This window comes from Pseudomonas sp. LTGT-11-2Z (assembly GCF_003691445.1).
GTDB lineage: Bacteria > Pseudomonadota > Gammaproteobacteria > Pseudomonadales > Pseudomonadaceae > Aquipseudomonas > Aquipseudomonas monteilii.
Window position 1 is genome coordinate 5425959 of record NZ_CP033104.1, and the last position, 21587, is coordinate 5447545.

The 21587-nt window shown below is 59.3% G+C and carries 32 protein-coding genes and 1 tRNA gene; 22 read left to right on the forward strand and 11 right to left on the reverse strand.

All coding sequences use genetic code 11. From position 1 onward, the window contains the following. Nucleotides 1-77 precede the first annotated feature (77 nt). Together D8767_RS25565 and D8767_RS25570 are read right to left on the reverse strand one after the other, a co-directional pair. Entirely contained in the window at nt 78-569 is a 492-nt protein-coding gene (locus D8767_RS25565) for a helix-turn-helix domain-containing protein (RefSeq protein ID WP_016713381.1), read from the reverse strand. Further along, nucleotides 566-1921, reverse strand: a complete 1356-nt coding sequence (locus D8767_RS25570; RefSeq protein WP_016713382.1) for a type II toxin-antitoxin system HipA family toxin — start codon at nt 1919-1921, stop codon at nt 566-568. The genes D8767_RS25565 and D8767_RS25570 overlap by 4 nt, the downstream gene beginning before the upstream one ends. A 401-nt stretch (nt 1922-2322) precedes the next feature. Here D8767_RS25570 and D8767_RS25580 point away from each other — a divergent pair, with 401 nt between their 5' ends. Next, nucleotides 2323-3534 carry a site-specific integrase gene (locus tag D8767_RS25580; protein ID WP_122048449.1) on the forward strand — a complete coding sequence of 404 codons (1212 nt, stop codon included), beginning with the start codon at nt 2323-2325 and terminating at the stop codon, nt 3532-3534. Here D8767_RS25580 and D8767_RS25585 read toward each other — a convergent pair. After that, a complete protein-coding gene (locus tag D8767_RS25585; protein WP_163002514.1) occupies nt 3523-4443 on the reverse strand; it encodes a hypothetical protein in 921 nt (306 codons plus the stop codon). The genes D8767_RS25580 and D8767_RS25585 overlap by 12 nt on opposite strands. Before the next feature lie 161 nt (nt 4444-4604). On the opposite strand from D8767_RS25585, the gene D8767_RS25590 reads away from it, so the two are divergent. The 4 genes from D8767_RS25590 (at nt 4605) to D8767_RS25605 (ending at nt 5998) form a co-directional block, all read left to right on the forward strand. Continuing rightward, complete coding sequence (locus D8767_RS25590) at nt 4605-4805, forward strand: helix-turn-helix domain-containing protein (protein ID WP_019750396.1); 201 nt, start codon at nt 4605-4607, stop codon at nt 4803-4805. A gap of 206 nt (nt 4806-5011) precedes the next feature. After that, nucleotides 5012-5179 (forward strand): hypothetical protein, encoded by a 168-nt coding sequence (locus D8767_RS28995; protein ID WP_177412729.1) that lies wholly within the window; start codon nt 5012-5014, stop codon nt 5177-5179. An 86-nt stretch (nt 5180-5265) separates the two neighbouring features. Next, nucleotides 5266-5535: a helix-turn-helix domain-containing protein gene (locus D8767_RS25600; protein WP_019750394.1), complete on the forward strand. Its 270-nt coding sequence runs from the start codon at nt 5266-5268 to the stop codon at nt 5533-5535. 61 nt (nt 5536-5596) lie between these two features. Continuing rightward, nucleotides 5597-5998: a helix-turn-helix domain-containing protein gene (locus D8767_RS25605; RefSeq protein ID WP_029380510.1), complete on the forward strand. Its 402-nt coding sequence runs from the start codon at nt 5597-5599 to the stop codon at nt 5996-5998. Between the two features lie 332 nt (nt 5999-6330). Here the strand turns inward: D8767_RS25605 and D8767_RS25610 are convergent, their stop codons facing one another. The 4 genes from D8767_RS25610 to D8767_RS25625 form a co-directional block, all read right to left on the reverse strand. Then, complete coding sequence (locus D8767_RS25610) at nt 6331-6804, reverse strand: hypothetical protein (RefSeq protein WP_177412730.1); 474 nt, start codon at nt 6802-6804, stop codon at nt 6331-6333. Next, complete coding sequence (locus D8767_RS25615) at nt 6801-7220, reverse strand: hypothetical protein (RefSeq protein WP_163002515.1); 420 nt, start codon at nt 7218-7220, stop codon at nt 6801-6803. The genes D8767_RS25610 and D8767_RS25615 overlap by 4 nt, the downstream gene beginning before the upstream one ends. Nucleotides 7221-7357: 137 nt before the next feature. Then, nucleotides 7358-7585 (reverse strand): hypothetical protein, encoded by a 228-nt coding sequence (locus D8767_RS25620; protein WP_019750390.1) that lies wholly within the window; start codon nt 7583-7585, stop codon nt 7358-7360. 446 nt (nt 7586-8031) lie between these two features. After that, complete coding sequence (locus D8767_RS25625) at nt 8032-8271, reverse strand: hypothetical protein (RefSeq protein ID WP_122048451.1); 240 nt, start codon at nt 8269-8271, stop codon at nt 8032-8034. Nucleotides 8272-9022: 751 nt separating this feature from the next. Here D8767_RS25625 and D8767_RS25630 point away from each other — a divergent pair. From D8767_RS25630 to D8767_RS25660, 7 genes are read left to right on the forward strand one after another with little or no spacing between them, the layout of a single operon-like run. Beyond that, on the forward strand, nt 9023-9208 hold the full coding sequence (locus D8767_RS25630) for a hypothetical protein (RefSeq protein ID WP_019750388.1): 186 nt from the start codon (nt 9023-9025) through the stop codon (nt 9206-9208). A gap of 31 nt (nt 9209-9239) precedes the next feature. Next, on the forward strand, nt 9240-9626 hold the full coding sequence (locus D8767_RS25635; RefSeq protein WP_122048452.1) for a hypothetical protein: 387 nt from the start codon (nt 9240-9242) through the stop codon (nt 9624-9626). Beyond that, nucleotides 9623-10048, forward strand: a complete 426-nt coding sequence (locus tag D8767_RS25640) for a hypothetical protein (RefSeq protein WP_122048453.1) — start codon at nt 9623-9625, stop codon at nt 10046-10048. The genes D8767_RS25635 and D8767_RS25640 overlap by 4 nt, the downstream gene beginning before the upstream one ends. Continuing rightward, on the forward strand, nt 10026-10238 hold the full coding sequence (locus D8767_RS25645) for a hypothetical protein (protein ID WP_122048454.1): 213 nt from the start codon (nt 10026-10028) through the stop codon (nt 10236-10238). The genes D8767_RS25640 and D8767_RS25645 overlap by 23 nt, the downstream gene beginning before the upstream one ends. Continuing rightward, nucleotides 10229-11074, forward strand: a complete 846-nt coding sequence (locus D8767_RS25650) for a hypothetical protein (protein ID WP_122048455.1) — start codon at nt 10229-10231, stop codon at nt 11072-11074. The genes D8767_RS25645 and D8767_RS25650 overlap by 10 nt, the downstream gene beginning before the upstream one ends. Beyond that, nucleotides 11074-11415, forward strand: coding sequence for a hypothetical protein (locus D8767_RS25655; RefSeq protein ID WP_122048456.1), 342 nt, complete (start codon nt 11074-11076; stop codon nt 11413-11415). Before D8767_RS25650 ends, D8767_RS25655 begins: the two co-directional genes overlap by 1 nt. Continuing rightward, nucleotides 11415-12059 (forward strand): tail assembly protein, encoded by a 645-nt coding sequence (locus D8767_RS25660; protein ID WP_122048457.1) that lies wholly within the window; start codon nt 11415-11417, stop codon nt 12057-12059. Before D8767_RS25655 ends, D8767_RS25660 begins: the two co-directional genes overlap by 1 nt. 8 nt (nt 12060-12067) lie before the next feature. Here D8767_RS25660 and D8767_RS29400 read toward each other — a convergent pair whose 3' ends face one another. Next, complete coding sequence (locus tag D8767_RS29400) at nt 12068-12433, reverse strand: DUF4145 domain-containing protein (protein ID WP_256658601.1); 366 nt, start codon at nt 12431-12433, stop codon at nt 12068-12070. 458 nt (nt 12434-12891) lie between these two features. Here D8767_RS29400 and D8767_RS25670 point away from each other — a divergent pair, with 458 nt between their 5' ends. Then, nucleotides 12892-13503, forward strand: coding sequence for a recombinase family protein (locus D8767_RS25670; RefSeq protein ID WP_122048459.1), 612 nt, complete (start codon nt 12892-12894; stop codon nt 13501-13503). 18 nt (nt 13504-13521) lie between these two features. Then, entirely contained in the window at nt 13522-14073 is a 552-nt protein-coding gene (locus tag D8767_RS25675; protein ID WP_043860330.1) for a hypothetical protein, read from the forward strand. A 166-nt stretch (nt 14074-14239) separates the two neighbouring features. On the opposite strand, the gene D8767_RS25680 is transcribed toward D8767_RS25675, so the two are convergent. Then, nucleotides 14240-14315, reverse strand: a tRNA-Thr gene (locus tag D8767_RS25680). A gap of 71 nt (nt 14316-14386) precedes the next feature. Then, the gene (locus D8767_RS25685; RefSeq protein WP_016713383.1) at nt 14387-14797 is read right to left on the reverse strand and encodes a pilin; all 411 of its coding nucleotides are present in this window, start codon (nt 14795-14797) and stop codon (nt 14387-14389) included. A 216-nt stretch (nt 14798-15013) separates the two neighbouring features. Here D8767_RS25685 and D8767_RS25690 point away from each other — a divergent pair, with 216 nt between their 5' ends. From D8767_RS25690 to yacG, 4 genes are read left to right on the forward strand one after another with little or no spacing between them, the layout of a single operon-like run. Further along, complete coding sequence (locus D8767_RS25690; protein ID WP_016713384.1) at nt 15014-16222, forward strand: type II secretion system F family protein; 1209 nt, start codon at nt 15014-15016, stop codon at nt 16220-16222. Nucleotides 16223-16224: 2 nt separating this feature from the next. After that, nucleotides 16225-17091, forward strand: a complete 867-nt coding sequence (locus D8767_RS25695; RefSeq protein ID WP_016713385.1) for an A24 family peptidase — start codon at nt 16225-16227, stop codon at nt 17089-17091. After that, the gene (gene coaE / locus D8767_RS25700) at nt 17091-17714 is read left to right on the forward strand and encodes a dephospho-CoA kinase (RefSeq protein ID WP_016713386.1); all 624 of its coding nucleotides are present in this window, start codon (nt 17091-17093) and stop codon (nt 17712-17714) included. Before D8767_RS25695 ends, coaE begins: the two co-directional genes overlap by 1 nt. Beyond that, a complete protein-coding gene (gene yacG / locus D8767_RS25705) occupies nt 17711-17911 on the forward strand; it encodes a DNA gyrase inhibitor YacG (protein WP_016484797.1) in 201 nt (66 codons plus the stop codon). Before coaE ends, yacG begins: the two co-directional genes overlap by 4 nt. A gap of 53 nt (nt 17912-17964) precedes the next feature. On the opposite strand, the gene D8767_RS25710 is transcribed toward yacG, so the two are convergent. Next, nucleotides 17965-18672, reverse strand: a complete 708-nt coding sequence (locus D8767_RS25710; RefSeq protein WP_016713387.1) for an energy-coupling factor ABC transporter permease — start codon at nt 18670-18672, stop codon at nt 17965-17967. An 86-nt stretch (nt 18673-18758) separates the two neighbouring features. On the opposite strand from D8767_RS25710, the gene D8767_RS25715 reads away from it, so the two are divergent. From D8767_RS25715 to D8767_RS25730, 4 genes are all read left to right on the forward strand, one after another. Further along, entirely contained in the window at nt 18759-19190 is a 432-nt protein-coding gene (locus D8767_RS25715; protein WP_016713388.1) for a hypothetical protein, read from the forward strand. 55 nt (nt 19191-19245) lie between these two features. Then, nucleotides 19246-19875 carry a DUF1780 domain-containing protein gene (locus D8767_RS25720; RefSeq protein ID WP_013970766.1) on the forward strand — a complete coding sequence of 210 codons (630 nt, stop codon included), beginning with the start codon at nt 19246-19248 and terminating at the stop codon, nt 19873-19875. Nucleotides 19876-20007: 132 nt separating this feature from the next. After that, complete coding sequence (locus D8767_RS25725) at nt 20008-20181, forward strand: DUF3094 family protein (protein ID WP_013970765.1); 174 nt, start codon at nt 20008-20010, stop codon at nt 20179-20181. A gap of 84 nt (nt 20182-20265) precedes the next feature. Further along, nucleotides 20266-21561 (forward strand): NAD(P)/FAD-dependent oxidoreductase, encoded by a 1296-nt coding sequence (locus tag D8767_RS25730; protein WP_016713389.1) that lies wholly within the window; start codon nt 20266-20268, stop codon nt 21559-21561. Nucleotides 21562-21587: the final 26 nt, after the last annotated feature.

Below are 21587 nucleotides of genomic sequence, written 5' to 3' on the forward strand. Positions count from 1 at the left end.
ACGCGGGTTGGCCGACCGGGACGAAAGGAGCCCGGCACACCCGAAGGTGTCCCGCCCACCACCGTCATAAATCAATCTCACTTTTCCTGACTGCTTTTCCGTGCCCGTGGCGATGCCGGCCTCGACACTTCCTTCATCGCTTTGGCTGCCGCAGGGCTTTTCCCGCGTTTCGGTCCGGCCACCACGTAAGCGTTGGCCAGGGGCGAAAGATTCGCCACCGGCCGCGCAACCACAGCGATTGGCCCACCCGCCTTCAACTGGCCGACAGTGTTGCCGGCGACCGTTGCAGTGGGATCATCTTTGGCAGTCATCACCATACCCATCCGAATGCCAAAGAGACGCAGCACGGCCTCTAAAGTACTGAGCTTCGGATTCGATTTCCCGCTCTCCAGTTCGTACAGGCTTTTCGTGGAGATCTTGCACATGGCAGCGAAGGTCTCTTGGTCAAGCCCAGTCACTTCGAGCCGCAGACGGCGGATGGATGTCCCAATTGGATCGAGCCCCGCCGCATTGCGCTTGACGATTTCCTCTACGAGCTGAGCGCGCTCTTCAGGCTGTAGTTTTTTCATCGCAGTCCCCACTCCACGAGTCGCTTGTCCAGGTTATTCACGGGTAGAGAGGCTGCATTGCGCATCGATTCAGGAACATCAATCAGCAGATCGGGCAACGCCCTGAATTCCTCAGCCGCATTCATCAACCGTTGCAGCAGAACATCGGGATCCGTGTAACCAATAAGCTCAGCGCAGTTGTCGCTCCAGTTAGAAGACCCCTTACGCTCCGCAGCCCACTTCGTCGTCCGCGTAATACCCTCTTCATCCAGGATCATTGGCGCGAGGTCATAGATTGGGGCCAAACGAAACCTCCCACCCACACGCATGATGGAGGTGTTGCGACCGTGGTTATCGGTGTTCCCTAGAATGCGGTTCAGCAGATCGCGCCGTACATACTCGAACACCAGGTCGTCTACCTCATCCTGCTGGCCGTTATCGACCCATAGACTTACCAGCCGGTGAACCACTTCGACGTGCGCCATCGGATGCGCGTAGCCGGTAATGCCGCAGATCGAGTACACCGACTCCAGCGGTATCCGCTCCACCACGCCATCTACTACCTGGCGATCAAACCGTGGCATCCAGAGGCTTGGCTTCACTGCCTCTTCAAGCGCCAGACCATCAGTGGGAACCGTATCAAGACCGAGGGCAGCAACCGCCTTGTAGTAATGAAACTCTGTTCGCAGGATGTCTTTGTCGCGCTCGCCGCCTCGATTACGCGCGAACTTGATCAGCCAGTGACGGCACGCCTGGTCATCGGGAAGCATCGCATCAGCGTACAGAGCACCGTCGTGTGCTTCGGTCATGACCAGTTTGGGGGCTTGACCGTTGGCACCGGTAGCGCCGCCCAATGCCGCGCCGGTTTCGTAGGCATATTCAAGAAACTCGTTCGTCCTGTTCACGACCTCAGCATGCGCGAAAGCCTCGCTCCGATCCGATTGAAGGCCTTCCACCGACTCCTTGATGCGCAGATGCCCAACAGGGGCCGGCGTGAAGCGTTCTAGCAGGTACAGCTCCAGTTCCACGCCTTCGGGCTTGAGACGCCCGTAGCGGGATTCAAGAGAGTCCTTGGCAGCACCAGAGGGAATGATGTCGTAGAGGAATGCGGGATACCCTTTGACGTCATGGTGGTCCCAGTTCAACGGAAGGTTAACGCTTAGGGCCCGTTCGCAACGATCCTCCATGCGATCAAAGTTCGCGATGATGTAGTCGCTGTCGTATGCGACAAGGCAACGTCCATCAGCCACACGCTCGGGGTTCTCAACCGTGAGCGTCGCTGCATCGCGCCATGCCCCCTCTGAGAAAGCTTGGATCGTGAGTCTGAGCGGCATCGCCACACCATTAATCAGCAGTTTAATGCTGATTATCATAGTGCACACGGCAGGAACCGGCAATATCTTGCTGATTAGAAACCTTGCACGCGAAAAACCGGCACCCCACTACCGATTATGTGTTCACCGCAATTTATCCTCACACAAACGCAACACCCTAAGTCGGCAGGGAGCTGTCGGATTCCGACGGAACGCCATAACGCCCCCCGCCAGAAGGCGGGTTTTACGGGGTTCCAGAGATTTTGGTAGCCTTCGCTGGAACCTGAACTGGTGCGGAGACAGGAATCGAACCTGCGACCTTCGCGTTACGAGTGCGTTATCACGCCCAGCAATTAAAGGATAAGCCCCGCATTCGTTGGGGCATATCGTCCAGTTGAGTCCGCCGATACAGGTCCGTATAGTCATTTCTGCTGTCACCCTGCTGTCACGGACGCCAACCCATGAAAACCAAGATCACCGCAAAAGTCCTCTCCAGCATCCTGCCCCAGGAGAAGGCCTACCGCATCCACGACACTGCCCAGCCAGGTCTGTCTATCCGCGTCCTGCCCAGTGGCCACGCCAGCTATATGGTGACCTGGGGCAGGAACCAGGCCGCAACCCTGGGGCGGGTTGGAATGATGACCTTGGATCAGGCGCGCACCGAGGCTGCTCGCTGGCTTGCTGAGGCCCACGCCCACGGCGCGCCGCTGGTGGCAGGCAAGAGCAAGCGCAGGGCCGCTCACACTCTCCAGAGCTACCTGGAGGAAAGCTACTACCCGTGGCTGGAAACCCACCACAAGGCCCACCAGAAGACGCGACACGCAATAGAGTACAGCTTCGGTGCATTGATGCGAAAACCGCTGGCAGACATCACCCAGCGCGATCTGGAGGCTATGCGCGTGAAGTGGCTGGCTGCCGGCCTGAAGGATGCCACCGCCAACAGGAAGCTAGCAGCCCTGCGAGGCGCGCTTTCCAAGGCCGTCGAGTGGGGCGCGCTCGAACAGCACCCGATGGCCAAACTGAAGCCGATGCGGCTCGACACCCGCGCCCGGGTTCGATTCCTATCCTCGGAAGAGAACCGGCGACTACGCCAGGCTCTGGACGATCGCGAGGAGCGCATCAGGAGCGAGCGTGACAGCGCCAACCGGTGGCGCCGGGAGCGGAAAAAGGCCGAGCTGCCGGACCTGAGAAAGTTGGCGTTTGCTGATCACCTGAAGCCAATGGCCATTATCAGCCTCAATACCGGCCTGCGCCGAGGCGAGTTGTTTAATCTAACTTGGACTGATATTGATTTTGGTCAGAAGACGTTGACAGTAGTTGGCGAGGGTGCGAAGTCCGACCAAACTAGGCACATCCCGTTGAATAAGGAAGCGATGCGAACCATCAGGGATTGGAAGGCCCAATCTAACAGCCTGAATCTGCTCTTCCCAAGTCAAACTGGCGGCGTAATGGATAACGTTAAAAAGTCTTGGGATGGGGTGTTGAAAGAGGCGAAAGTTACATCATTCCGCTGGCATGACCTTCGTCACACTTTCGCGTCAAATCTTGCGATGAAAGGCGTGCCGCTGAACACGATCAGGGATCTGCTGGGGCACGCCGACCTCAAGATGACGCTACGCTACGCTCACCTGGCACCAGACAGCAAGGCGGCCGCTGTAGATCTACTCACCTAGATCGTCAAGGAACACGGTCTTGATGACGGCCGCCGAGGCCGTTTTTGCCACAGTATCGATTGCCGACCTCGCTACTGTTTTGTTCTGGAAACAAACACTCCTAGCAAGAACCACGCCCTTGTACTGGACGAAGAACTCATAAACGCCATCTTCAGTCTGGTGTAAATCATATGAGTTCAAGTCGTGACAGATCTGCTTAATACGCTTGATTTTGTCAACAATCGAAAGGCGATCACTTTTAGCCTCTCCCTCTAGCAACACTCTTCCATCGCGATCAGCAAAGACGAACTCATACATCGAGTTATCAGCGCTTTGCAGGCGGAACTCACACTTTGGCAACTCTTTCCGAGTTCGCCGCTTTTCATTCAGATCTTTATGGAGCTGCAGGTACTGGTCGTATTCAACGTGCAGGCCGGCACCCGGGCGCTGAGACTCATGGGAGAAATAGTCGGCATAGCTCGCCAGCTCGTTCTGCTCCAGCTGAGCACGACCAAGATCAATCAACGGATAACTAAGCCCAGGCATAGCCGCGCCTTCAAATACATCGTCGACCCCGGCAAAGGTCTCGTCTTTGAAGACTGTGGTTGCCATCAGAAACTCGCGGTCCGTCAGGCCGGATGGCAGCAAAAGATACAGCCTTAGCGTGAGCAGGAAAGGCTCGTCGGTCCAAATCTCCGCCATCACCTTCGAAAGTTGCACAGTTCCGCCCTGCGCACCGAATCGCTCCAGGAGTCGGGGGTGGACTTCTTCAGCCTTTACGAAGGTTTTCTCGAGGCCCTCGCTCAGGGTCGTATCGATCACTGAGGCCATCGACGTTTTGCCGATGTTGGCCGCAACCTGGAGGCCGGCCTTTAGCCTGGGGCTGATTCGGATGGAAAGCGTCTCTGAGCGCTTCTGCTTCTTGGCCAAGGTGCACCTCACTGTAGGAAGCATAGGCTCGCAGACGATTGTCGCTCATGCAAGCTGCACCACATCAAAATGTGTTGCTTTTTTCATGCAACACGCAATAACCTACAAGCGCCTGATAGGCGGACTAATCGAAACTAAACAGAACACCGGAGACACCCTCTATGGCGCAGACACAAGCCATTCAGCCGCTCTCAGTTGGAATTGAAGAGGCTGCACGTTCGCTGGGGATCGCCCGATCCATGATGTACGAGATGGTCGGGAAGGGAGAGATTCAGAGCTTCAAGATCGGCCGTCGCCGCTTGATCCTGGCATCAGAGCTCAAATCGTTCATTGAGCGCGTTGCTCAGGATGGGGCGCGGTAATGGCTGGGGGCAAGCAGACGCCAAAACTGGCGCTTGTGAGGAATGGTGCAGAGCCAGTGTTAGAGGCACTGGCCCAGCGTGCCGCACAGCAATCTGCGAAGACGACTACACAGCGCCTCGATTCTACCCATACCCTCGCCCAAAGCACCACCCCAGAGCGGCCAACCTATGACGACCTTCACACGGCCGTAGATGAGGCGCACGCAATGGTCACCCTGCTGGCCACTGGCCTGCGGATGATCGCCGCCGGCTACGGAACGCATCAGGAAGTCATCAAACTGGCGAAGTCATCAGTCAAAGCCGCGGAGGCCACTAAGGGCTTTCTCAGCCTGGTGCTCGACGCTGCTGCAACTGCAGATGGTTCAGGGGAGTGATGGAGGAGATATGGGAGGAGAGAGAAAAGCAGCCCGGGCAGTGCACCACCACCACCCGGGCCTGACCCCTAGTGAAAGGAGCCTATATGACGGCAAAAACTATCGCAGATCACGATCTGCCTGACAACCATTCCACCCACGCGCAAGCCCAGCGGTTGATCGAAGCCCTGAAGAAGGGGCCAGTCTCCTCGATCGAGGCTGCCCAAGATCTGGACATCGTTCACCCGCCATCCACTATCAGGCATCTACGCCGGCAAGGCTGGGGGATTCTGACCAGGTGGTGCTACCAAGCGGCAGCTCCTGGGCGGCGCCCGCACCGAGTGGGCCTCTACGTCCTCTCCGACGATAAAGACTAAATCGACAGCCAGGGGGTGCGATTTCACATCGCGCCCCCGGCGCCTTTGTGCGAGTCGCTGAATGGCAAGAAAGAAGCAGTACAAGGTCGACTTTGGCGGAAGGGTCTTTGCCCTACCCCATCGACTGCTCATGCACCCCGCGTTCGACAACCTGAGCCCCAAGGCGGTTACCGTCCTGATCAAGCTTGGGCGGCACTACAACGGGCGCAACAATGGCGACCTGGCGTGCACTGTCGAGATGATGGCCGAGGGCCGCAAGATGGATGCCAAAACGCTCGCATCTGCGCTGCAGGAGCTGATTGATGCCGGTCTGATCATCCGCACCCGCACCTACAGGAAAGGTGGTCGTGAGCCTGGTATGGCGCAGTGCGCGCTGTATGCGCTCGCTTGGGCGTACATCGACGAGTGCCCCGGGAAAAACCTCGAAGTATCCCCAGGCCCTGCGCCATTCAAGTTCACCTGATTTCGATTTTTTCGGTGGGATTTTTTCCGCAAGCGACTGGGATTTTTTCCCATACGGCTTTCCGGTTGCGTCCGGTTATGTTGCGGCCCTTGCGAGCGACTGGGATTTTTTCCTAGTCACTCACCGGTTTTACTGGCTTTGCGTGGATCATGTGAACGGAAAAACTCCCAGTCTTTATAATTTACCACCCCCAGGGGTATTAAATAGGCGCACCGCAGGGCCAGAGCGGCGACGCGATGACCCAGATCTGGACCATCTCCCCCACAACAAAAAGGGCACCACCCCGGATCAGGGTAGTGCCCATTTCGACTTCACTTTGCTCAGCTGAAATATCAGCCCAGGTCGCGGAACTCCTGCGAGTAGGCGCCCGGGTCAAGCCACACGTTTGTGTTGTCGATGAGCTGCTGCTCAGACAGCCGATCGAGGTCGGAGCCAAGCCTCACCGCAGCCTGCTCAAGCCAGCGCGACAATTCGCCCAAGAAGCCAGCACGCTGACCATTGAGCGCGGTCTGCTCCTCCTTCGTCGCCGGCTGCTTCAGTGCCATTGAATAGAGCATCGATCCCAGCAGTGACGAGCTAAGCGAGAACTGATTGCCGCGCTCGTCTCGTAGGTACTTCAGGTAGATGTGAGCGATGGACTTGCCCGCCTCGACGCCGCCCAAGAAGGTCCCGGTCATTGGGATGTCCCAGCAGCTCTCTTGTTTACCGTGATCCTTGCCAACGAATGGCAGGCGCTCCCACGGCCCTGACTTTTTCGGATGGGCGCGCAGACGCTTGTTCTTGGCTCTCACAGAAACCCGGCTCATGTGAAGGCCTCCAGGTCGAAGGGCTCGCCACCTTGAGCAATATGCCTCAAGCCGATCATTGCCAGTGCCGCCACGCCTTCGGAGAACCCAAATTCGGTCCCGTTGCTGGGCCGCCAGTCTGGACAATTGAAGGCAAAGCGGATCGCGTCGAAAGCCTCCTGCTCGCTTACAGAGGCCAGCTTCGCCAGTTCATCCATCATCTTCAATCCGAGATTTCGACCGATCCCCCATTGGTTGATCTGATCCGGCACCACCAATGGCGACCAGTTGCAAATCCTGGGATGGTCAGGGTATTCGGGATCACGATACCTGCTGGTAAAGCTCGGATCGTCCCGGCTCATCTTGGGCGCCTTGGCATTCTTTGGCTTGCGCGCTTTGAGTTGTGGCTTGCTGCTGGTATCTTGTTTACGTTGCATGACGTGTCTCTCAAAGGTCGTCGTGTGATAGGCCCTCCCGGTGTTCGAGCACCGGGTTGGCCACCTTCAAATGTGGGAAATCCCACCGCAAAACTGTCGGGAAATCCGACCCTTTCCAATTACGGGAAATCCCGTTTTTACTGCTTGCCCTTCTCGTTCAGCCACCCGATCGCCCAACTGATGGGGTCTTTGCTCCCCTGCGGCTTCAGTGGCTTGCCGTCTAGCGCCGCCTGGCGCCCTTCCTGCTCTGTTTCGGTGTGAATCCATACCGTCGCCTGCCTGAACCCAGCTTCCCGCTGACGCTCCTTGTAAAGCCTCTGGCGATCTGCTGCTGATAGCGGGCCCTTCGTTTCGTTTTCCTTCACCTCAACCTCCGTTAGCAGTCACGATGGAGTGATGATGGACCATCGTTAGCAGTCACGCAAGTGGCAGGATGAAATTATTTTGCACCCCTCTCGAAGGGGGCGACCAAAGTGATGCACCCTTGATCGAGCCGCATCGACTCTTCCTCAAATTGAGGATGTATCCACGGATCTCTGGAGCGGCCGGCGAGATGTGAGCAAAGCTGCTCAGATCTCCTCAGGTTTGAGGGCATCGCCAGGCCAGGAGATGCGCTCAGAACTGAGCACATCGAGATGTCCCGAAATCTCGGGAGATCAACCTGGGCGAAACTACCTAAATCAGTCGACTCGACAGGCCGGAGATCGGCTGAAAGCTCAGCCAATCCCCTTTTGCGACTTGGTCGTAAAAGCCCGTCCGTGTTGATCTCCACACAGTGTGTCGTTTTCCACACGGTGGACGCGCTGCTGCATCAGGCGGAAGGTTTGCGCGCCCGGCGAATGCTGAGGCGGTAAATCGGAGGCTTGCCCTTGTTGCTGATCTTGATGCCGATCGCGTATTTCTCAATTGCTTTGCGCCCCTTCTCAGTCGGCGCCTGGTACCCACCAGGAACCTTGACGATGTCGCCGCTTTCGATCAGCGCGTCCAGGTCCGGCCGCGGCGGGAAGTTGTCGATTGCCTCCCGTATCTTGCGCATCATCTCTTCATCCATACCGAACCTCCTTTCGTTGTAGATGATGGCAATCCTACATCAACGCTGCGCGCCCCTGGCTAAGCCGAAATTCCGGCTTAGCTGCGACTTCTGGATTTGAAGTCCGAAAGTCGGACCACTACGCCGGCCTGGCGCCGGCCATCCCCTGACAGCAGGCCAAAGCAGGTAGTTGTGATCGTGGCTCACATGTTAGCCATGGGGTCGTGAACCGCTACCCCGTCGATCGATGTGAGGAAATCCCACTTCGCTGCAGACAGGCCGGGAGGGTGGCGCTTGAAACGCGGATCTGCCCGGTGCGAGCCCCCTGCGGGGTAAGGGGCGCGATTTCAGATCTGACCCTTCTTGGTGGTGGGTATTCCCCCAGTGGGGATGAACGATTCGTTCACCTGGTGGCCGGGTGTCCTCAAAACTGAGGAGACGGTAGATACCCGGAAATCAGGTGATGTAACTACCCAGCAATTGGGTAGTTCGCGCGCCACAAAATGGAGAGGTTCGGTTCCGTGGCGCGAGGTCTCCACCGGCGGTGTGAACCTGGTCATACCTCGAAAACTTCGTAGTTTGGCGGTTCGTATCATTTAGGGTCCGCGCAACTTAGTGCAACGAAAACGCCCATTTCAGAGGCCTGGAAATCAGGCTTATTCGTCCCGTTCTGTCCCGTTATGTGTAGCACCTAAGGTGCACCCATAAAGCACTGGATATCTATTCACATCAGCCCTAATGTGACCTCTGAGATGCATACAGAGGACCAGTTATGGCTACGCCGAACAAACCCCGAGGACACCAGGTCAAGCCCACCAAAGCGGAGATCTCCGCAGCGTGGGGCCGGCTGCGCGCTGCTGCTGAGCAGGGCCACATCGAAGCCAATGCTCTGTTGATCGCCCTGGCTGAGAACAAGCCTGCCATCGCATTGGAGTCTGGCTTTGCAAGAGCCGTCTGAGCAGCCAGCACGCAGCGCGCGCGGAACATTCATGAAAGGGCACTCGGGTAACCCAGGTGGCCGCTCAGGGCAGACGCAGGCCATCCGAGCAAAACTGGCCGAGGGCGCCGAAGCGGTCACCAAGAAGGTCCTGGCCGCTGCCAAGAAGGGTGATATGCAGGCGTGCCGGTTGATCCTTGAACGCCTGGTGCCGCCAATCAAAGCCATTGCTGAGCCCGTGCTGTTCGACCTGGATGACTCCGACCTGCCCAGCGCGGCGAAATCCATCCTGCGAGCCATCGCTTCCGGCGAGTTGCCGCCGGATCAAGGGCGGCACCTGATCGAAGCCCTCAGCTCCGTTGCCAAGGTGATTGAAGTGGAGGAGCTGCAGAAAGCCGTCGAAGAGCTGCGGGAGCAGATCGAGGAGATGCAGCGATGAATGCGCGCAGCCTTCGTTCCGAGGTGAAACGCCTGGCAGCAATCGTTGGAGCAGATGAGGAGCCGGTACACCTGGTGACGCTGACCGTTGTGGATGCATCCGCCGGGCAGATGGATTTCCCTGATGACACGGGCCACGTCCTGGCATATCGCGTCCAGGGGCGTCCCGCATCGTTCTTCTTCCCCTTCTCGGCGATGAGCAGCGCTCAGGCAGAGGAGCTAGCCCTGGCGATTGTCCAGCACGCCCGAAAGACCGAGCGGCTGGGTCGCAGGAGCCCGGCCGGACTTCTCGATATGACATTCCCCACACCTGGAGCAGTTACGGCCGAACAGCTCCCGGCAGGCGTCTCCATTCCCGATTACGCGGCCGCCCTCTATCAACAAGCCATCGAGGCACGACATGAGCACACGCAAGCGCATTGATGGCCTGCGCAGGCAGGTCTCTACCCTGAGCGAGGACCAGACCGTGATGGAGATCAGCAAGATCATGGATGAGCTAAGCGCCGCAGCTGCCGGCGGAAGCGGAGCCAAGACAAACGACCTAGAAACCCTGTTCTCCGAACTGGAGGCAGAGCAGAAAACCACCCAAAAAGGGCTCGAACCATGCAACTGAATCATGCTGTAGGCACCCTCACCCGCATCGGCGACGCGAGCGCCTTCGTAAACGACTTCGTCAAGTATCAAGGTCAGAACCTGCCGGGCACCAAGTGGGCGCTCTGGCCGAACGTTGGCCCACTCATGCGCCTACAAAACCTGATCATGGATCAGCACGGGACCGCGCTCGCCAAGGCTCAGCGAATCCGCGAGAACGCCGATCTGACGACCGTGGCCAAGGCCCGCCAGTCGCTCGACGCATACACCCTCTTCGCCGACGCCGCTAAAGCGGCTCTGCCCAGCATCACCGAAACAGCAACAAACCTTCACACCTTCGCATCCACCCAGTTGCTGCCCGTTCAGCCACTGGCTTCGACTGACGCAGCGGGCGCGGCGATGGATGCCGAGTGCAGGGCCTATGTCTATGACCTGAACTCGAAGGACCGTAGTGACCTGATGGCCGAAATGCGCCAGGGCCGGGAGCAGCGCATCACCGCAGCCATCTTGCGCGGCCCCGCCCGTCTCAGCGGTTTTTCCAATCAACAGCTGATCCAGCTCGGCGCCGCCGGCATTGCTGTCCATCACGCTGATGCCGTGCTGACGCTGGGCCGCCTGGCGGGTGGTATGCGCGACCTTCTGCACATGGTGCAGACCCTGGGCAATGACGTCATCCGGGCCGGAGTAGAGTTGGACAGCAAGACAGCAGAGATCGGCTCCCTGACCAAAGTAAGCCAGGGCCTGGTGGACCTGATCGAATGGCTCAAGCCGATTCCGCTGGAACTGCCAAGCAACACCCCTCTTCCGCCTGAGATGGCTGAGCGGATGAAACAGCAGACCTCTGGGGAGGCGGCCTGATGGGCTACAAAGATCGATTCAGCGAGGCGTGCAAAATCGTTGATTTCACCGCCAATCCGATAGCCGTGAGCGGCTACGACGTGTGGAATGTGCAGTGCGTGCAGCGTGGTCGTCTCGTCGACATAGACGGCCCCTTCTTCACAGAGCACGAGGCGCGCATATCAGTCGACCTTCTCCGCGGAACCTTCAGTGGCGCACGGGCACACCAGGCCTGCTACTGCTCCTCGTGGAATCCCGATCCAGCGCGAGAGCGAGCGATCCGAATACATGCCTTGCAGAGCCGAGAGATGTTGGCTCGCCGCTTAGGCGTGCACCTGGCTATGCCACAGGAGGCTGAGTGATGGCCGTAAACGTGATTGGCTACGCACCAAGGACAAACATCCGCCTGGGCGGATTCTTGGGAAAGAAGTACGGGAAGAAGCACAGCTACCTCCTGGATCGTGGTGATCCAAAGGAGGCCGCGAAGGCGCTGGATGCAAACTATCCAGGATTCGCTCGTGATTTAGCTGATGCTGAGGTGCGCGGCCTGCGCTTCGCGGTATTCAAGAACGGCAAGAACATCGGTGAAGAGGAGCTGAATCGGGGTGGCGCACGAGAGCTCTGGTTTGTGCCTGTTGTACATGGCAGTAAGCGCGGAGGGATGCTGCAAACCGTGGTTGGCATTGCCTTGGTGGTGGCCGCCTCGTACTTCACTGGTGGTCTTGCCGCTGGTGGTGCAGGTCTCCTGGGGGCAGGTGCAGGATCATTTGCTACTGCCTCTGCAGCATTCGGATTGTCCATGATCGCCCAGGGAGTTATCGGGGCACTGAGCCCGCAAGCCCAAGGTTTGTCACAGAGCGCTGCGCCGGAAAATCGCCCTTCCTATGCTTTCGGCTCAGCCAAAAACACCACAGCCAGCGGTAACCCGGTCCCGATCTGCATAGGGGAGCGACGGTGGGGCGGAGCAATTATCTCAGTCTCAATTGTCGCAGAAGACAAGCAGTAGATCGGTGTCTACTGCTTGGAACGATCACGCTTTTCAATGGCCTGTCGTGCCTTTTCTGGCAGGCCAGCAAAACGCTCCGCTATTTTCTTGGGTCTAGCGATCCGCTCTTCGATGATCATGTTGATCATTTCAAATAGAACCGGCACATAATCCTCAAGATCTTCAGGGCTCATGTCTAATGGATGCACTGCGTTATTGCCAGTCACCCTGATGACATCCAGCGCTTGCTGTATATGTGGGTCGAGCCCGGCCTTTACCAATTCCTTGATATCGGTATCGATATGCTCCCCTTTGCCACCAATTTCACCGAGCAGCTTCTGGAGACAGAGTCTTAGCAATGCAGCTGCGCCTCGATGCGATAAGCCGCAGATCAACCTAGCCTCTTCAAAGTCCGCACGGCAGGCGTCTGGGATTTCGGTGTGAGTGGAGGGTGCAACAACCTTAGATGGATATGCGAGGGTTGCCGACCGTTCACTTGAGTCGTAATGCCAGATGCTCTCGCCCTTACAATGCTCGCACCTACATTTCACCCACTCCGTACCCATAACGCCCCCATATGAGGTTGTGCACAAGTCCTCCCAGTGCATTTGGGAAACTACGGCGCAATGGAGACAGGTGAAACTACCAGCTCGGTAAGCTGGCTGGATCGACTGCTGGGGCATGGTTCGCTCCGGACGAGGTGGACGTCCATCATGTCAAAAATCAACCCATTCCATAAGGTATGCCTAGGCTGATACGGGCTGATCTAGCCTTTATCAGCCTTTTTGCTTGATATGTTACACCCAAAATGCAACAGTATTAGGACAACACCCTAACTGATACAGGTTGCATCATGTTCATCCGCGCCTACCTCCGAGCATCCACCGACGAACAAGACGCCAGCCGCGCGCGCGCTTCGTTGGAGAGCTTCGTCAGCAACCAGAACAAGGTCATCGCCTGCGAGTACCTGGAGAACGCTAGCGGCGCCGCTGCCGATCGGCCAGAGCTACTGCGCCTGCTGAAGGATGCACGCAAGGGTGACGTACTCCTGGTCGAATCCATCGACCGCCTCTCCCGCCTCCCCGCCGACGACTGGGCCAAGCTCAAGGGTGCCATCGACGCCAAGGGCCTGCGCATCGTCGCGCTCGATCTGCCCACCAGCCATCAGGGTATGCGTGACACGCAAGGCGACGAGTTCACCGGCCGAATGCTGGCCGCGATCAACTCGATGCTGGTGGAGATGATGGCGGCGATCGCCAGGAAGGACTATGAGCAGCGGCGAGAGCGCCAGGCCCAGGGTATCCAGAAGGCCAAGGCAGCAGGCAAGTACCAGGGCCGGCCGGTGGACGAGGAACTGCACAAGCGGGTCAAGGAACTGCTGGGCGCTGGCCTCGGCATCCGGGCTACGGCTAGACACGCCAACTGCTCCACCACCACTGTTCTCAGGATTAGGAGCAATTTGTAACGCACCGTAGGAGCGCAAATGAAATATCAGCCTTACCGCAACATCACGGCACAAAGCGTCAACGTGCAGGTGCTAACCATCATGCTGGCAAATCTCGAAAAAGAGCCCGACTCCGCGATACGGGTGGTACCGATCGTAGTATTCATGGCTTTCACTATCGAAGCCTATCTGAATACTCTTGGCTCTACGGCAATTACATATTGGTCCGATCTTGAGCGGCTTCCCTGGAGAAACAAGGTCAAAATTCTTCATGAGGCGGTCGGCCAGACCCCGGAGTGGGGCCACAAGCACCTTCAGTTCGCCACCACAATTTTCAACATCCGCGACAAGCTTGCCCATGGGAAGCCAGAAAGAGTAGTCGGCCCAATCTTCAGTGATCCCGAAGAGGCACACGACTACACCTTAAATAACAGGGTTGAGCCTCCATGGTTCACAAAACTTAATAAGGCATGGGTCGTAAAAGCGCAGGAGCAGTTCAAAGGACTAATGGCTCATCTGTCTCAGTTGCATAATCTCCATGAATCCCACCATCTTTTGATCTCAACAGGCGGGATCAGCGAAGAAGAATAGGCCTTCAGATAGGGAGCTGACAGTCTTCGGTATAGCTTGCTGCATCTCATCCTGACACGTATGAAAAAGGCCTCGCCAAGAGAATCTGGCGAGGCCTTTTGCTGTCATCCTGCTGTCACAGCCTGAATTGCTGTCACCTTAAAATCGCTGGATGTCTTGATTTTATTGGTGCCGGGGATAGGAATCGAACCTACGACCTTCGCGTTACGAGTGCGCTGCTCTACCGACTGAGCTACACCGGCGTGTAGCGCAACGTACCACTGCTCACACCCGCAACGCAAACCCCTGTTTCCGCTAGTGTAATCCCCTACCCTCAAGCCCCCTTGCAACCCTTGGGCGCCAGGTCTTCCTCGATGTCGGTAGTACACACCCACCCACTGGCCGAGCGCGTCAAGGTCAGTGCCTTACCCACCACATTGGCCGGCGCATCCACCAGCGTACATTCAATCTTCCCGCTGCCATCCGCCGCCTTGCCTCCGGCGGTGATCGCACAATGCGTCGTGGCAGATTGGCCACCCAGCTCGGCCACGCCCCCCACGTCTTTCCCGTCATTCAGGCGCAGGTCCATCGCCGTCTTCAGCGCGCTGATTTCCAGCAACCCGGCCGCCGCCTTGGAGCGTGCCTGGTGGTTGGTGTACATCGGTAAGGCGATGGTCGCCAGAATGCCGATGATCGCGACAACGATCATCAGTTCGATCAGGGTGATACCGCGTTGCCCTTTCATGAACGTATTTCCTTTTTCATTCGCTAACACGTTGAGGTCGGTTGCGCCCCAACCGGCAGCGGCGCAGTAGGCCTGAACAGACACCTTTTGTCACCCCTGCCCGCTTGGGCGTCATCTTCGCTGAACTACTCTAGTGAGCATCACGGACGCGCGCCCTTGCATGGACGCGGCAAGCTGTTTCCAGGCTTGTCGCACGGGCAGAAAAAGGACCTTTGCATGACTTCATCTTCACCCCTCTACCGCTGGCATGGCACCGACGCCAACGGCACGCCGGTCAGTGGCCAAACACCCGGGCGCAGCCCGGCTTATGTGCGGGCCGGGCTGATTCGCCAGGGCATCATGGTGGCCAGTTTACGGCCGGCAAGCGGGCTGACGGTCAGTTTGCCGAAGCGCCGCGAGAAGGCCGACCCGGCAGGTTTCAGCCGGCAGTTGGCGACCTTGCTCAAGGCGGGTGTGCCGCTTTTGCAGGCGTTCGAGGTGATGGGGCGCAGTGGCTGCAATGCGGCGCAGGCGGCGTTGCTGGAGCGATTGAAACAGGATGTGGCCTCGGGCCTGGGGTTGGCGGATGCGTTGCAGCGCCACCCGGCATGGTTCGATGCGCTGTATTGCAACCTGGTGCGGGTGGGTGAGCAGTCTGGCACGCTCGACCGGCAGCTGGAGCAGCTGGCGGGCATGCTGGAACAGCGGTGGGCGCTGCACAAGAAGGTGCGCAAGGCGATGATCTACCCGCTTCTGTTGTTGCTGACCGGGCTGGGGGTGTCGGCCATTTTGTTGCTAGAGGTTATTCCGAAATTCGAGAGCCTGTTTGCGGGTGTAGGGGCAGCCTTGCCGGCATTTACCCAGTGGGTGATCGACTTGTCCACAGGGCTGAGTCGGTTTGCACCGCTGTTGCTGGTGATCGCTGCGGTGTTAGGTTTTGCCGGGCGCCAAGTGTACCGGCAGCATGCGCCAGCGCGGCTGTGGATATCTCAACGCGTGCTGGATGTGCCGGTGTTCGGCAAATTGCTGGGGCAGGCGGCGCTGGCGCGGTTTGCGCGTAGCCTGGCAACGTCCTACAGCGCCGGGGTGCCGTTGCTGGATGGGTTGGGTACGGTGGCCCGGGTAACCGGTGGCGATCTGCACGAGCAGGCGGTGTTGCGGCTGCGCCAGGGCATGGCCAATGGGCAGGGGCTGAACCAGGCGATGGCGGGTGATCCGCTGTTTCCACCGTTGCTGGTGCAACTGACGGCCATCGGTGAATCCAGCGGCACGCTGGACCAGATGCTGGAAAAGGCCGCCAGCCATTACGAGGAACAGGTCAGCCAGGCGCTGGACCAGTTGACCAGCCTGCTGGAGCCGGCCATCGTGCTGATCCTGGGCCTGCTGGTCGGTGGCCTGGTGGTGGCGATGTACCTGCCGATCTTCCAGTTGGGTAGCTTGATCTGAACATGACTTTATGGACTTTGCTGGCAGAGCAGCCGGCGTACTTCCTCACCCTGGCCACGCTGCTCGGCCTGTTGGTGGGCAGTTTTCTGAATGTGCTGGTGTATCGGCTGCCGATCATGCTGGAGCGGCAATGGCAGCGTGAGGCACAAGAAGTGTTGGGGTTGCCGGTTACGCAGCACGAACGGTTCGACCTGTGCCTGCCCGCCTCCCGCTGCCCACATTGCGCGCATCAGATTCGCGCGTGGGAGAACATTCCGGTTATCAGTTACCTGGCATTGCGCGGGCATTGCTCAGCCTGCAAAACCCGTATCAGCCCGCGCTACCCGATGGTGGAAATCGCCAGCGCGCTGCTGTCGCTGGTGGTGGCGTGGCGTTTTGGCGCTTCGGTAGAGGCGTTGCTGGCACTGCCACTGACCTGGTGCCTGCTGGCCCTGAGCCTGATCGATGCAGAACACCAATTGCTGCCGGATGTGCTGGTGCTGCCGATGCTGTGGCTGGGGCTGATCGTCAATGCTTTCAACCTGTACGCCCCGCTAACCGACGCGCTGTGGGGCGCGGTGGCCGGGTACCTCAGCCTGTGGACGGTGTACTGGGTGTTCAAGCTGGTCACCGGCAAGGAAGGCATGGGCTATGGCGACTTCAAGCTGATGGCGCTGATCGGGGCCTGGGGTGGCTGGCAGGTGTTGCCGCTGACGTTGTTGCTGTCATCGGTGGTGGGTGCGCTGGTTGGCCTGTGCCTGCTGCGTTTGCGCCGGCATGCCATGGGCACGGCGATGCCGTTCGGGCCTTATCTGGCGATTGCGGGGTGGATTGCCGTGCTCTGGGGTGATGAAATAGTCGCCTCTTACATGCAACTGCTTGGATACTGATGGCCACTGCAGCCTTTACCCCCTGGATTCTCGGCCTTACCGGCGGCATTGGTAGCGGCAAGAGCGCCGCTGCCGAGCGCTTTGTCGAGCTTGGCGTGCACCTGGTCGATGCCGATCAGGCAGCGCGCTGGGTGGTCGAACCCGGCCGTCCGGCCTTGGCCAGCATTGTCGAGCGCTTCGGCCCGGGTGTGCTGCAGGCCGACGGCCAGCTGGATCGCGCCGCCCTGCGCCAGCTGATCTTCGCCGACCCGGCGCAGCGCAAATGGCTGGAGCAACTGCTGCACCCGTTGATCGGGCAAGAGATTTTCAGCTACCTGGCCAAGGCCCAGTCGCCGTATGCGGTATATGTGTCGCCGCTGCTGATCGAGTCGGGGCAATACCATAAGACCCAGCGCGTGCTGGTGATCGATGCGCCGCAGGAACTGCAAATAGCCCGTACCCTGGCACGGGACAACACCAGTGCCGAGCAGGTGCAGGCCATTTTACAGGCCCAACTGGCCCGTGAGGATCGCCTGCGCCATGCCGATGACGTGGTGGTCAATGACGGCGACCTGGCCGCGCTGCATCAGCAGATTGACCGCCTGCACCACTTTTACCTGACTTTGAAAGGAGGCCAGCCATGAGCCAGCCATTGACCGTCGACTGCCCGACCTGTGGCGCACCTGTGGAATGGAACGAGAAAAGCGCGTTCCGGCCGTTTTGCTCGGACCGTTGCAAGCTGATCGACCTGGGGGCCTGGGCGGCTGAGGAACACAAGATTCCGGGGGCTGAAGAATCTGAGGATGAGCTGTATTCGGGGGACCTGGAGCCTCGGCACTAAGCGGATTTCAAGGTGGCTGTGCCCGCGAAGAGGCCGGCACGGCCACCACACATTCACCGCTCATCCTCCTTCCAGGGCGCCTGCAAATACCTTGTGCGGTTAAAGGTTTCCAACCACTCCGGGCAAAACACCACCAGCGCACTGATCACCATGCCGTTGATGAACGCCTCGGGGAACATCATCAGCCACAGGTAGCCCACAAAGTCGCTGAGCCATTCCGGCATGGCAAAACGCCCATCCAGCCACAACACCCCTAGCGCCGCAGGCACGCAAACAAGCACAGTCAGCGCCGCAGGAAAGAACCCTGAACAAAAAATATAAACGAACAGGTTTCGCGGCTGAGCGCGCTCGACCACGATCGCGCACACTTCGGTAATCAGCACCGGCAAGCCAATCAGCAACAAGCCGTTCACCCCCAGCGCCGCCAAATCCTGCCGCCCCAGCGCCAGCAAACCGAGCTGAGCCATGAACCCACCCAGCACCGCCAGCGGCCAGTCCAGCAACAGGGTAACAGCCGTCATGCCGATGAAGTGGTACGACACCCCGGTATCGAAATCACGCCTCACCAGCCACAACGCAAACAAACAAAACACGGAGCCAAACAACAGATGCTGCCGGCGCCGGTCGGTGAACAGTTCAACCCAGCGCACCCGGCTGACCGCCCACACCAGCAACGGTACATAACCCAGCCAGCCAAGGGTAAGGGTGGTACCGGACAACACCTGCGCGCTGATCACCTGAGCAATGCCCTTTGCAGCCATCTGGATAAATCCGAGTCTACACCCATTCTCCGTTTCATTCGGCTGCGGTAGGCTGGCGCCCTCATTCGATGCAGGAAGCATTGGCCATGCCGGAAGGAATCAACCCCACCCTGCTGGTGGCAGCGGCACTCAACGCCATCATTGGCGTACTTCACCTGGCGGTGATCGCCGTTGGGCCACGCTGGTACCGTTTGTTCGGGGCGGGTGAACGTATGGCGGTAGCCGCCGAGAAGGGCCGCTGGTACCCGGCACTTGTCACTGCCGCCATCGCCTGCGTGCTGCTGGCCTGGTCGGCCTATGCGCTGTCGGCTGCCGGGGCAATCGGGCGGCTGCCGTTGTTGCTGCCAGCCATCTGCCTCATCACCCTGGTGTACCTGCTGCGCGGTCTGCTGGGGCCAAGATTGCTGGCGGGCACCGGGCGTTCGCAGCGTTTTATCGTAGTCAGTTCACTGATCTGCCTGGGCTTCGGCCTGGTGCACCTGGTCGGGCTGGTGCAGCAGTGGCCAGTGCTGGGCTGATTCCCGCGCTTAAACAGCATCTTACCGTCATCGATTAACGGCTAAGCTTGTCTGCATGGATGACTCAGACTACCTGCGCCTGCTTACCATCCAGGCCGAACAAGCCAATGCCTTTCTCTCCAACGCCCGCAAGTGGGAGCGGGAGCGTTGGGTGTGCCAGCGTCTGTTGCAGGGGCTGAACATCCCCTACCGCAGCGAAGACTTCACCCCGGCCGGCCAAGAGCCGCCAGACGTACTGTTCCGCGATGCGGCGTTCGAGGTGTTTTTCGTGCTCGACGAAGGCCGCCGGCTGAACGATGAATGGCGCGAAGAGCTGCAACGCCGGCGCAGTGCGTTTTCCCTGGCGCAGCTGGTGCGCCGCGAAGCGCGCCCCCGGCGCATCAGTGCCACCGAGTTGCTGGGGCGCCTGGCGCCGACCTTGCGCAAGAAGGCGCACAACTATCGGGAACGCGGGCTGGAGCTGAACGAGCTGGACATCATCGCCTTCGCCAGCCTCAAGCGCGAAGTGCTCGACCTCAACACCCACTTCCCGCCGCCTACCGAATACCTGCGCCAGGGCTGGCGCTCACTGTCGCTGGTGGGGCCGACCTTTGCCCGGGTGCTGTTCGCCCACCCAGACGCGCCAGACTTCTTGCGCGGTAACCTGGGCCGCAGCATCGTGTTCGACGTGGGCATCAGTCTTTGATCCAGTGCAGCGAATGTTTGCGATGGCGTACACTCGGCGCCAGGGATAGAAAGCATTATCATTTGTTTCAAGCGCTTGCGCGAACGCTGTAGCGTTTGCGCAGTCACAAACGTCTACCTGACGAGGCCCACCATGACCAGCCGCCTGAATCCGGAAGATCAGCGTCGTGTCGATGAGTATCTGCGAGCCCCCCAGCACCAAGTCGAGCGCAGGCCCTTCCGGCCGTGGCTGCTCCTTGTGCTGGTGGTGGCCGTGACCATCGGGTTGGGTCTCATCAGCCGCCTGCTGAGTGGACTGGTGCTATGAGCTGCTTCGCGCTCGCCCTCCCCTCGTGCAGTTTGCGGCCGGCCCCCTGGGCCACGAATTCCGTAAACCTTATGAGATATCCCCATGACTCATCGCATCGTGATTGTCGGCGGCGGCGCCGGCGGCCTGGAACTGGCGACCCGCCTGGGTAAAAGCCTAGGCAAGCGCAAGCAGGCCGAAATTACCTTGGTCGACGCCAACCTCACGCACATCTGGAAACCACTGCTGCACGAAGTGGCTGCCGGCTCGCTGAACTCCTCGGAAGACGAACTGAACTACGTGGCCCAGGCCAAGTGGAACCACTTCAACTTCCAACTGGGGCGCATGAGCGGCCTGGACCGTGAAGGCAAACAGATTCAACTGGCCGCTACCCTCGACGAAGAGGGCCGCGAGCTACTGCCTGCGCGTACCCTGGGCTACGACACCCTGGTCATTGCCGTGGGTTCCAACACCAACGACTTCGGCACCCTGGGCGCGGCGCAGCACTGCCTGTTCCTGGACACCCGCAAGCAGGCCGAGCGCTTCCACCAACAGTTGCTCAACCACTACCTGCGCGCCCATGCCGGTGATGTGGCCAGTGAAAAAATCAGCGTCGCCATCGTCGGCGCGGGTGCTACTGGTGTGGAACTGGCGGCCGAGCTGCACCACGCCGCACACGAACTGGCAGCCTATGGCCTGGACCGCATCCAGCCCAAGGATATGCACATCACCCTCATCGAGGCAGGCCCTCGCGTGCTGCCAGCGCTGCCAGAGCGCATCAGCGTGCCGGTGCACAAGACCCTGGAAAAACTCGGCGTGAAGGTGATGACCAACGCTGCCGTCAGTGAAGTGACCGAAGACGGCCTGAAAACCAAGGACGGCGAAGTGATCCAGGCCAGCTTGAAGGTGTGGGCGGCCGGTATCCGTGCGCCGGGCTTCCTGAAAGACATCGATGGCCTGGAAACCAACCGCATCAACCAGCTGGTCGTGCGCCCTACCCTGCAAACCACCCGCGACGACAACATCTTCGCCTTCGGCGACTGCGCCGCTTGCCCGCAACCAGGCAGCGACCGCAGTGTGCCGCCACGGGCACAGGCCGCGCACCAGCAGGCTTCGATGCTGGCGCAAAGCCTTAAGGCGCGTCTGGAGAACAAGCCGCTGCCGACTTACGCGTACAAGGACTACGGCTCGCTGGTGTCGCTGTCGCGCTTCTCGGCGGTGGGCAACCTGATGGGCAACCTGATGGGCAGCGTGAAGCTGGAAGGCTGGCTGGCGCGGATGTTCTACGTGTCGCTGTACCGCATGCACCAGATGGCGTTGTACGGGTTCTTCCGTACGGCGTTGATGATGCTGGGCAGCAAGATTGGCCGGGGAACCGAGCCGCGGCTGAAGCTGCACTGATTGAAAGCCAAGGGTCGCTGATGCGG

What these genes read in the sequence shown, in the direction of transcription:
- D8767_RS25605 (WP_029380510.1), top strand. Translation starts at nt 5,597, where the DNA reads ATGGCAAGAAAGAAGCAGTACAAGGTCGACTTTGGCGGAAGGGTCTTT.
- yacG (WP_016484797.1), top strand. Translation starts at nt 17,711, where the DNA reads ATGAGCCAGCCATTGACCGTCGACTGCCCGACCTGTGGCGCACCTGTG.
- D8767_RS25565 (WP_016713381.1), bottom strand. Translation starts at nt 569, where the DNA reads ATGAAAAAACTACAGCCTGAAGAGCGCGCTCAGCTCGTAGAGGAAATC.
- D8767_RS25570 (WP_016713382.1), bottom strand. Translation starts at nt 1,921, where the DNA reads ATGATAATCAGCATTAAACTGCTGATTAATGGTGTGGCGATGCCGCTC.
- D8767_RS25690 (WP_016713384.1), top strand. Translation starts at nt 15,014, where the DNA reads ATGACTTCATCTTCACCCCTCTACCGCTGGCATGGCACCGACGCCAAC.
- D8767_RS25715 (WP_016713388.1), top strand. Translation starts at nt 18,759, where the DNA reads ATGCCGGAAGGAATCAACCCCACCCTGCTGGTGGCAGCGGCACTCAAC.
- D8767_RS25615 (WP_163002515.1), bottom strand. Translation starts at nt 7,220, where the DNA reads ATGCAACGTAAACAAGATACCAGCAGCAAGCCACAACTCAAAGCGCGC.
- D8767_RS25580 (WP_122048449.1), top strand. Translation starts at nt 2,323, where the DNA reads ATGAAAACCAAGATCACCGCAAAAGTCCTCTCCAGCATCCTGCCCCAG.
- D8767_RS25625 (WP_122048451.1), bottom strand. Translation starts at nt 8,271, where the DNA reads ATGGATGAAGAGATGATGCGCAAGATACGGGAGGCAATCGACAACTTC.
- D8767_RS28995 (WP_177412729.1), top strand. Translation starts at nt 5,012, where the DNA reads ATGGTCACCCTGCTGGCCACTGGCCTGCGGATGATCGCCGCCGGCTAC.
- D8767_RS25635 (WP_122048452.1), top strand. Translation starts at nt 9,240, where the DNA reads ATGAAAGGGCACTCGGGTAACCCAGGTGGCCGCTCAGGGCAGACGCAG.
- D8767_RS25695 (WP_016713385.1), top strand. Translation starts at nt 16,225, where the DNA reads ATGACTTTATGGACTTTGCTGGCAGAGCAGCCGGCGTACTTCCTCACC.
- D8767_RS25675 (WP_043860330.1), top strand. Translation starts at nt 13,522, where the DNA reads ATGAAATATCAGCCTTACCGCAACATCACGGCACAAAGCGTCAACGTG.
- D8767_RS25670 (WP_122048459.1), top strand. Translation starts at nt 12,892, where the DNA reads ATGTTCATCCGCGCCTACCTCCGAGCATCCACCGACGAACAAGACGCC.
- D8767_RS25725 (WP_013970765.1), top strand. Translation starts at nt 20,008, where the DNA reads ATGACCAGCCGCCTGAATCCGGAAGATCAGCGTCGTGTCGATGAGTAT.
- D8767_RS25645 (WP_122048454.1), top strand. Translation starts at nt 10,026, where the DNA reads ATGAGCACACGCAAGCGCATTGATGGCCTGCGCAGGCAGGTCTCTACC.
- D8767_RS25720 (WP_013970766.1), top strand. Translation starts at nt 19,246, where the DNA reads ATGGATGACTCAGACTACCTGCGCCTGCTTACCATCCAGGCCGAACAA.
- D8767_RS25610 (WP_177412730.1), bottom strand. Translation starts at nt 6,804, where the DNA reads ATGAGCCGGGTTTCTGTGAGAGCCAAGAACAAGCGTCTGCGCGCCCAT.
- D8767_RS25640 (WP_122048453.1), top strand. Translation starts at nt 9,623, where the DNA reads ATGAATGCGCGCAGCCTTCGTTCCGAGGTGAAACGCCTGGCAGCAATC.
- D8767_RS25655 (WP_122048456.1), top strand. Translation starts at nt 11,074, where the DNA reads ATGGGCTACAAAGATCGATTCAGCGAGGCGTGCAAAATCGTTGATTTC.
- D8767_RS25590 (WP_019750396.1), top strand. Translation starts at nt 4,605, where the DNA reads ATGGCGCAGACACAAGCCATTCAGCCGCTCTCAGTTGGAATTGAAGAG.
- D8767_RS25730 (WP_016713389.1), top strand. Translation starts at nt 20,266, where the DNA reads ATGACTCATCGCATCGTGATTGTCGGCGGCGGCGCCGGCGGCCTGGAA.
- D8767_RS25630 (WP_019750388.1), top strand. Translation starts at nt 9,023, where the DNA reads ATGGCTACGCCGAACAAACCCCGAGGACACCAGGTCAAGCCCACCAAA.
- D8767_RS25660 (WP_122048457.1), top strand. Translation starts at nt 11,415, where the DNA reads ATGGCCGTAAACGTGATTGGCTACGCACCAAGGACAAACATCCGCCTG.
- D8767_RS25710 (WP_016713387.1), bottom strand. Translation starts at nt 18,672, where the DNA reads ATGGCTGCAAAGGGCATTGCTCAGGTGATCAGCGCGCAGGTGTTGTCC.
- D8767_RS25650 (WP_122048455.1), top strand. Translation starts at nt 10,229, where the DNA reads ATGCAACTGAATCATGCTGTAGGCACCCTCACCCGCATCGGCGACGCG.
- coaE (WP_016713386.1), top strand. Translation starts at nt 17,091, where the DNA reads ATGGCCACTGCAGCCTTTACCCCCTGGATTCTCGGCCTTACCGGCGGC.
- D8767_RS25600 (WP_019750394.1), top strand. Translation starts at nt 5,266, where the DNA reads ATGACGGCAAAAACTATCGCAGATCACGATCTGCCTGACAACCATTCC.
- D8767_RS25685 (WP_016713383.1), bottom strand. Translation starts at nt 14,797, where the DNA reads ATGAAAGGGCAACGCGGTATCACCCTGATCGAACTGATGATCGTTGTC.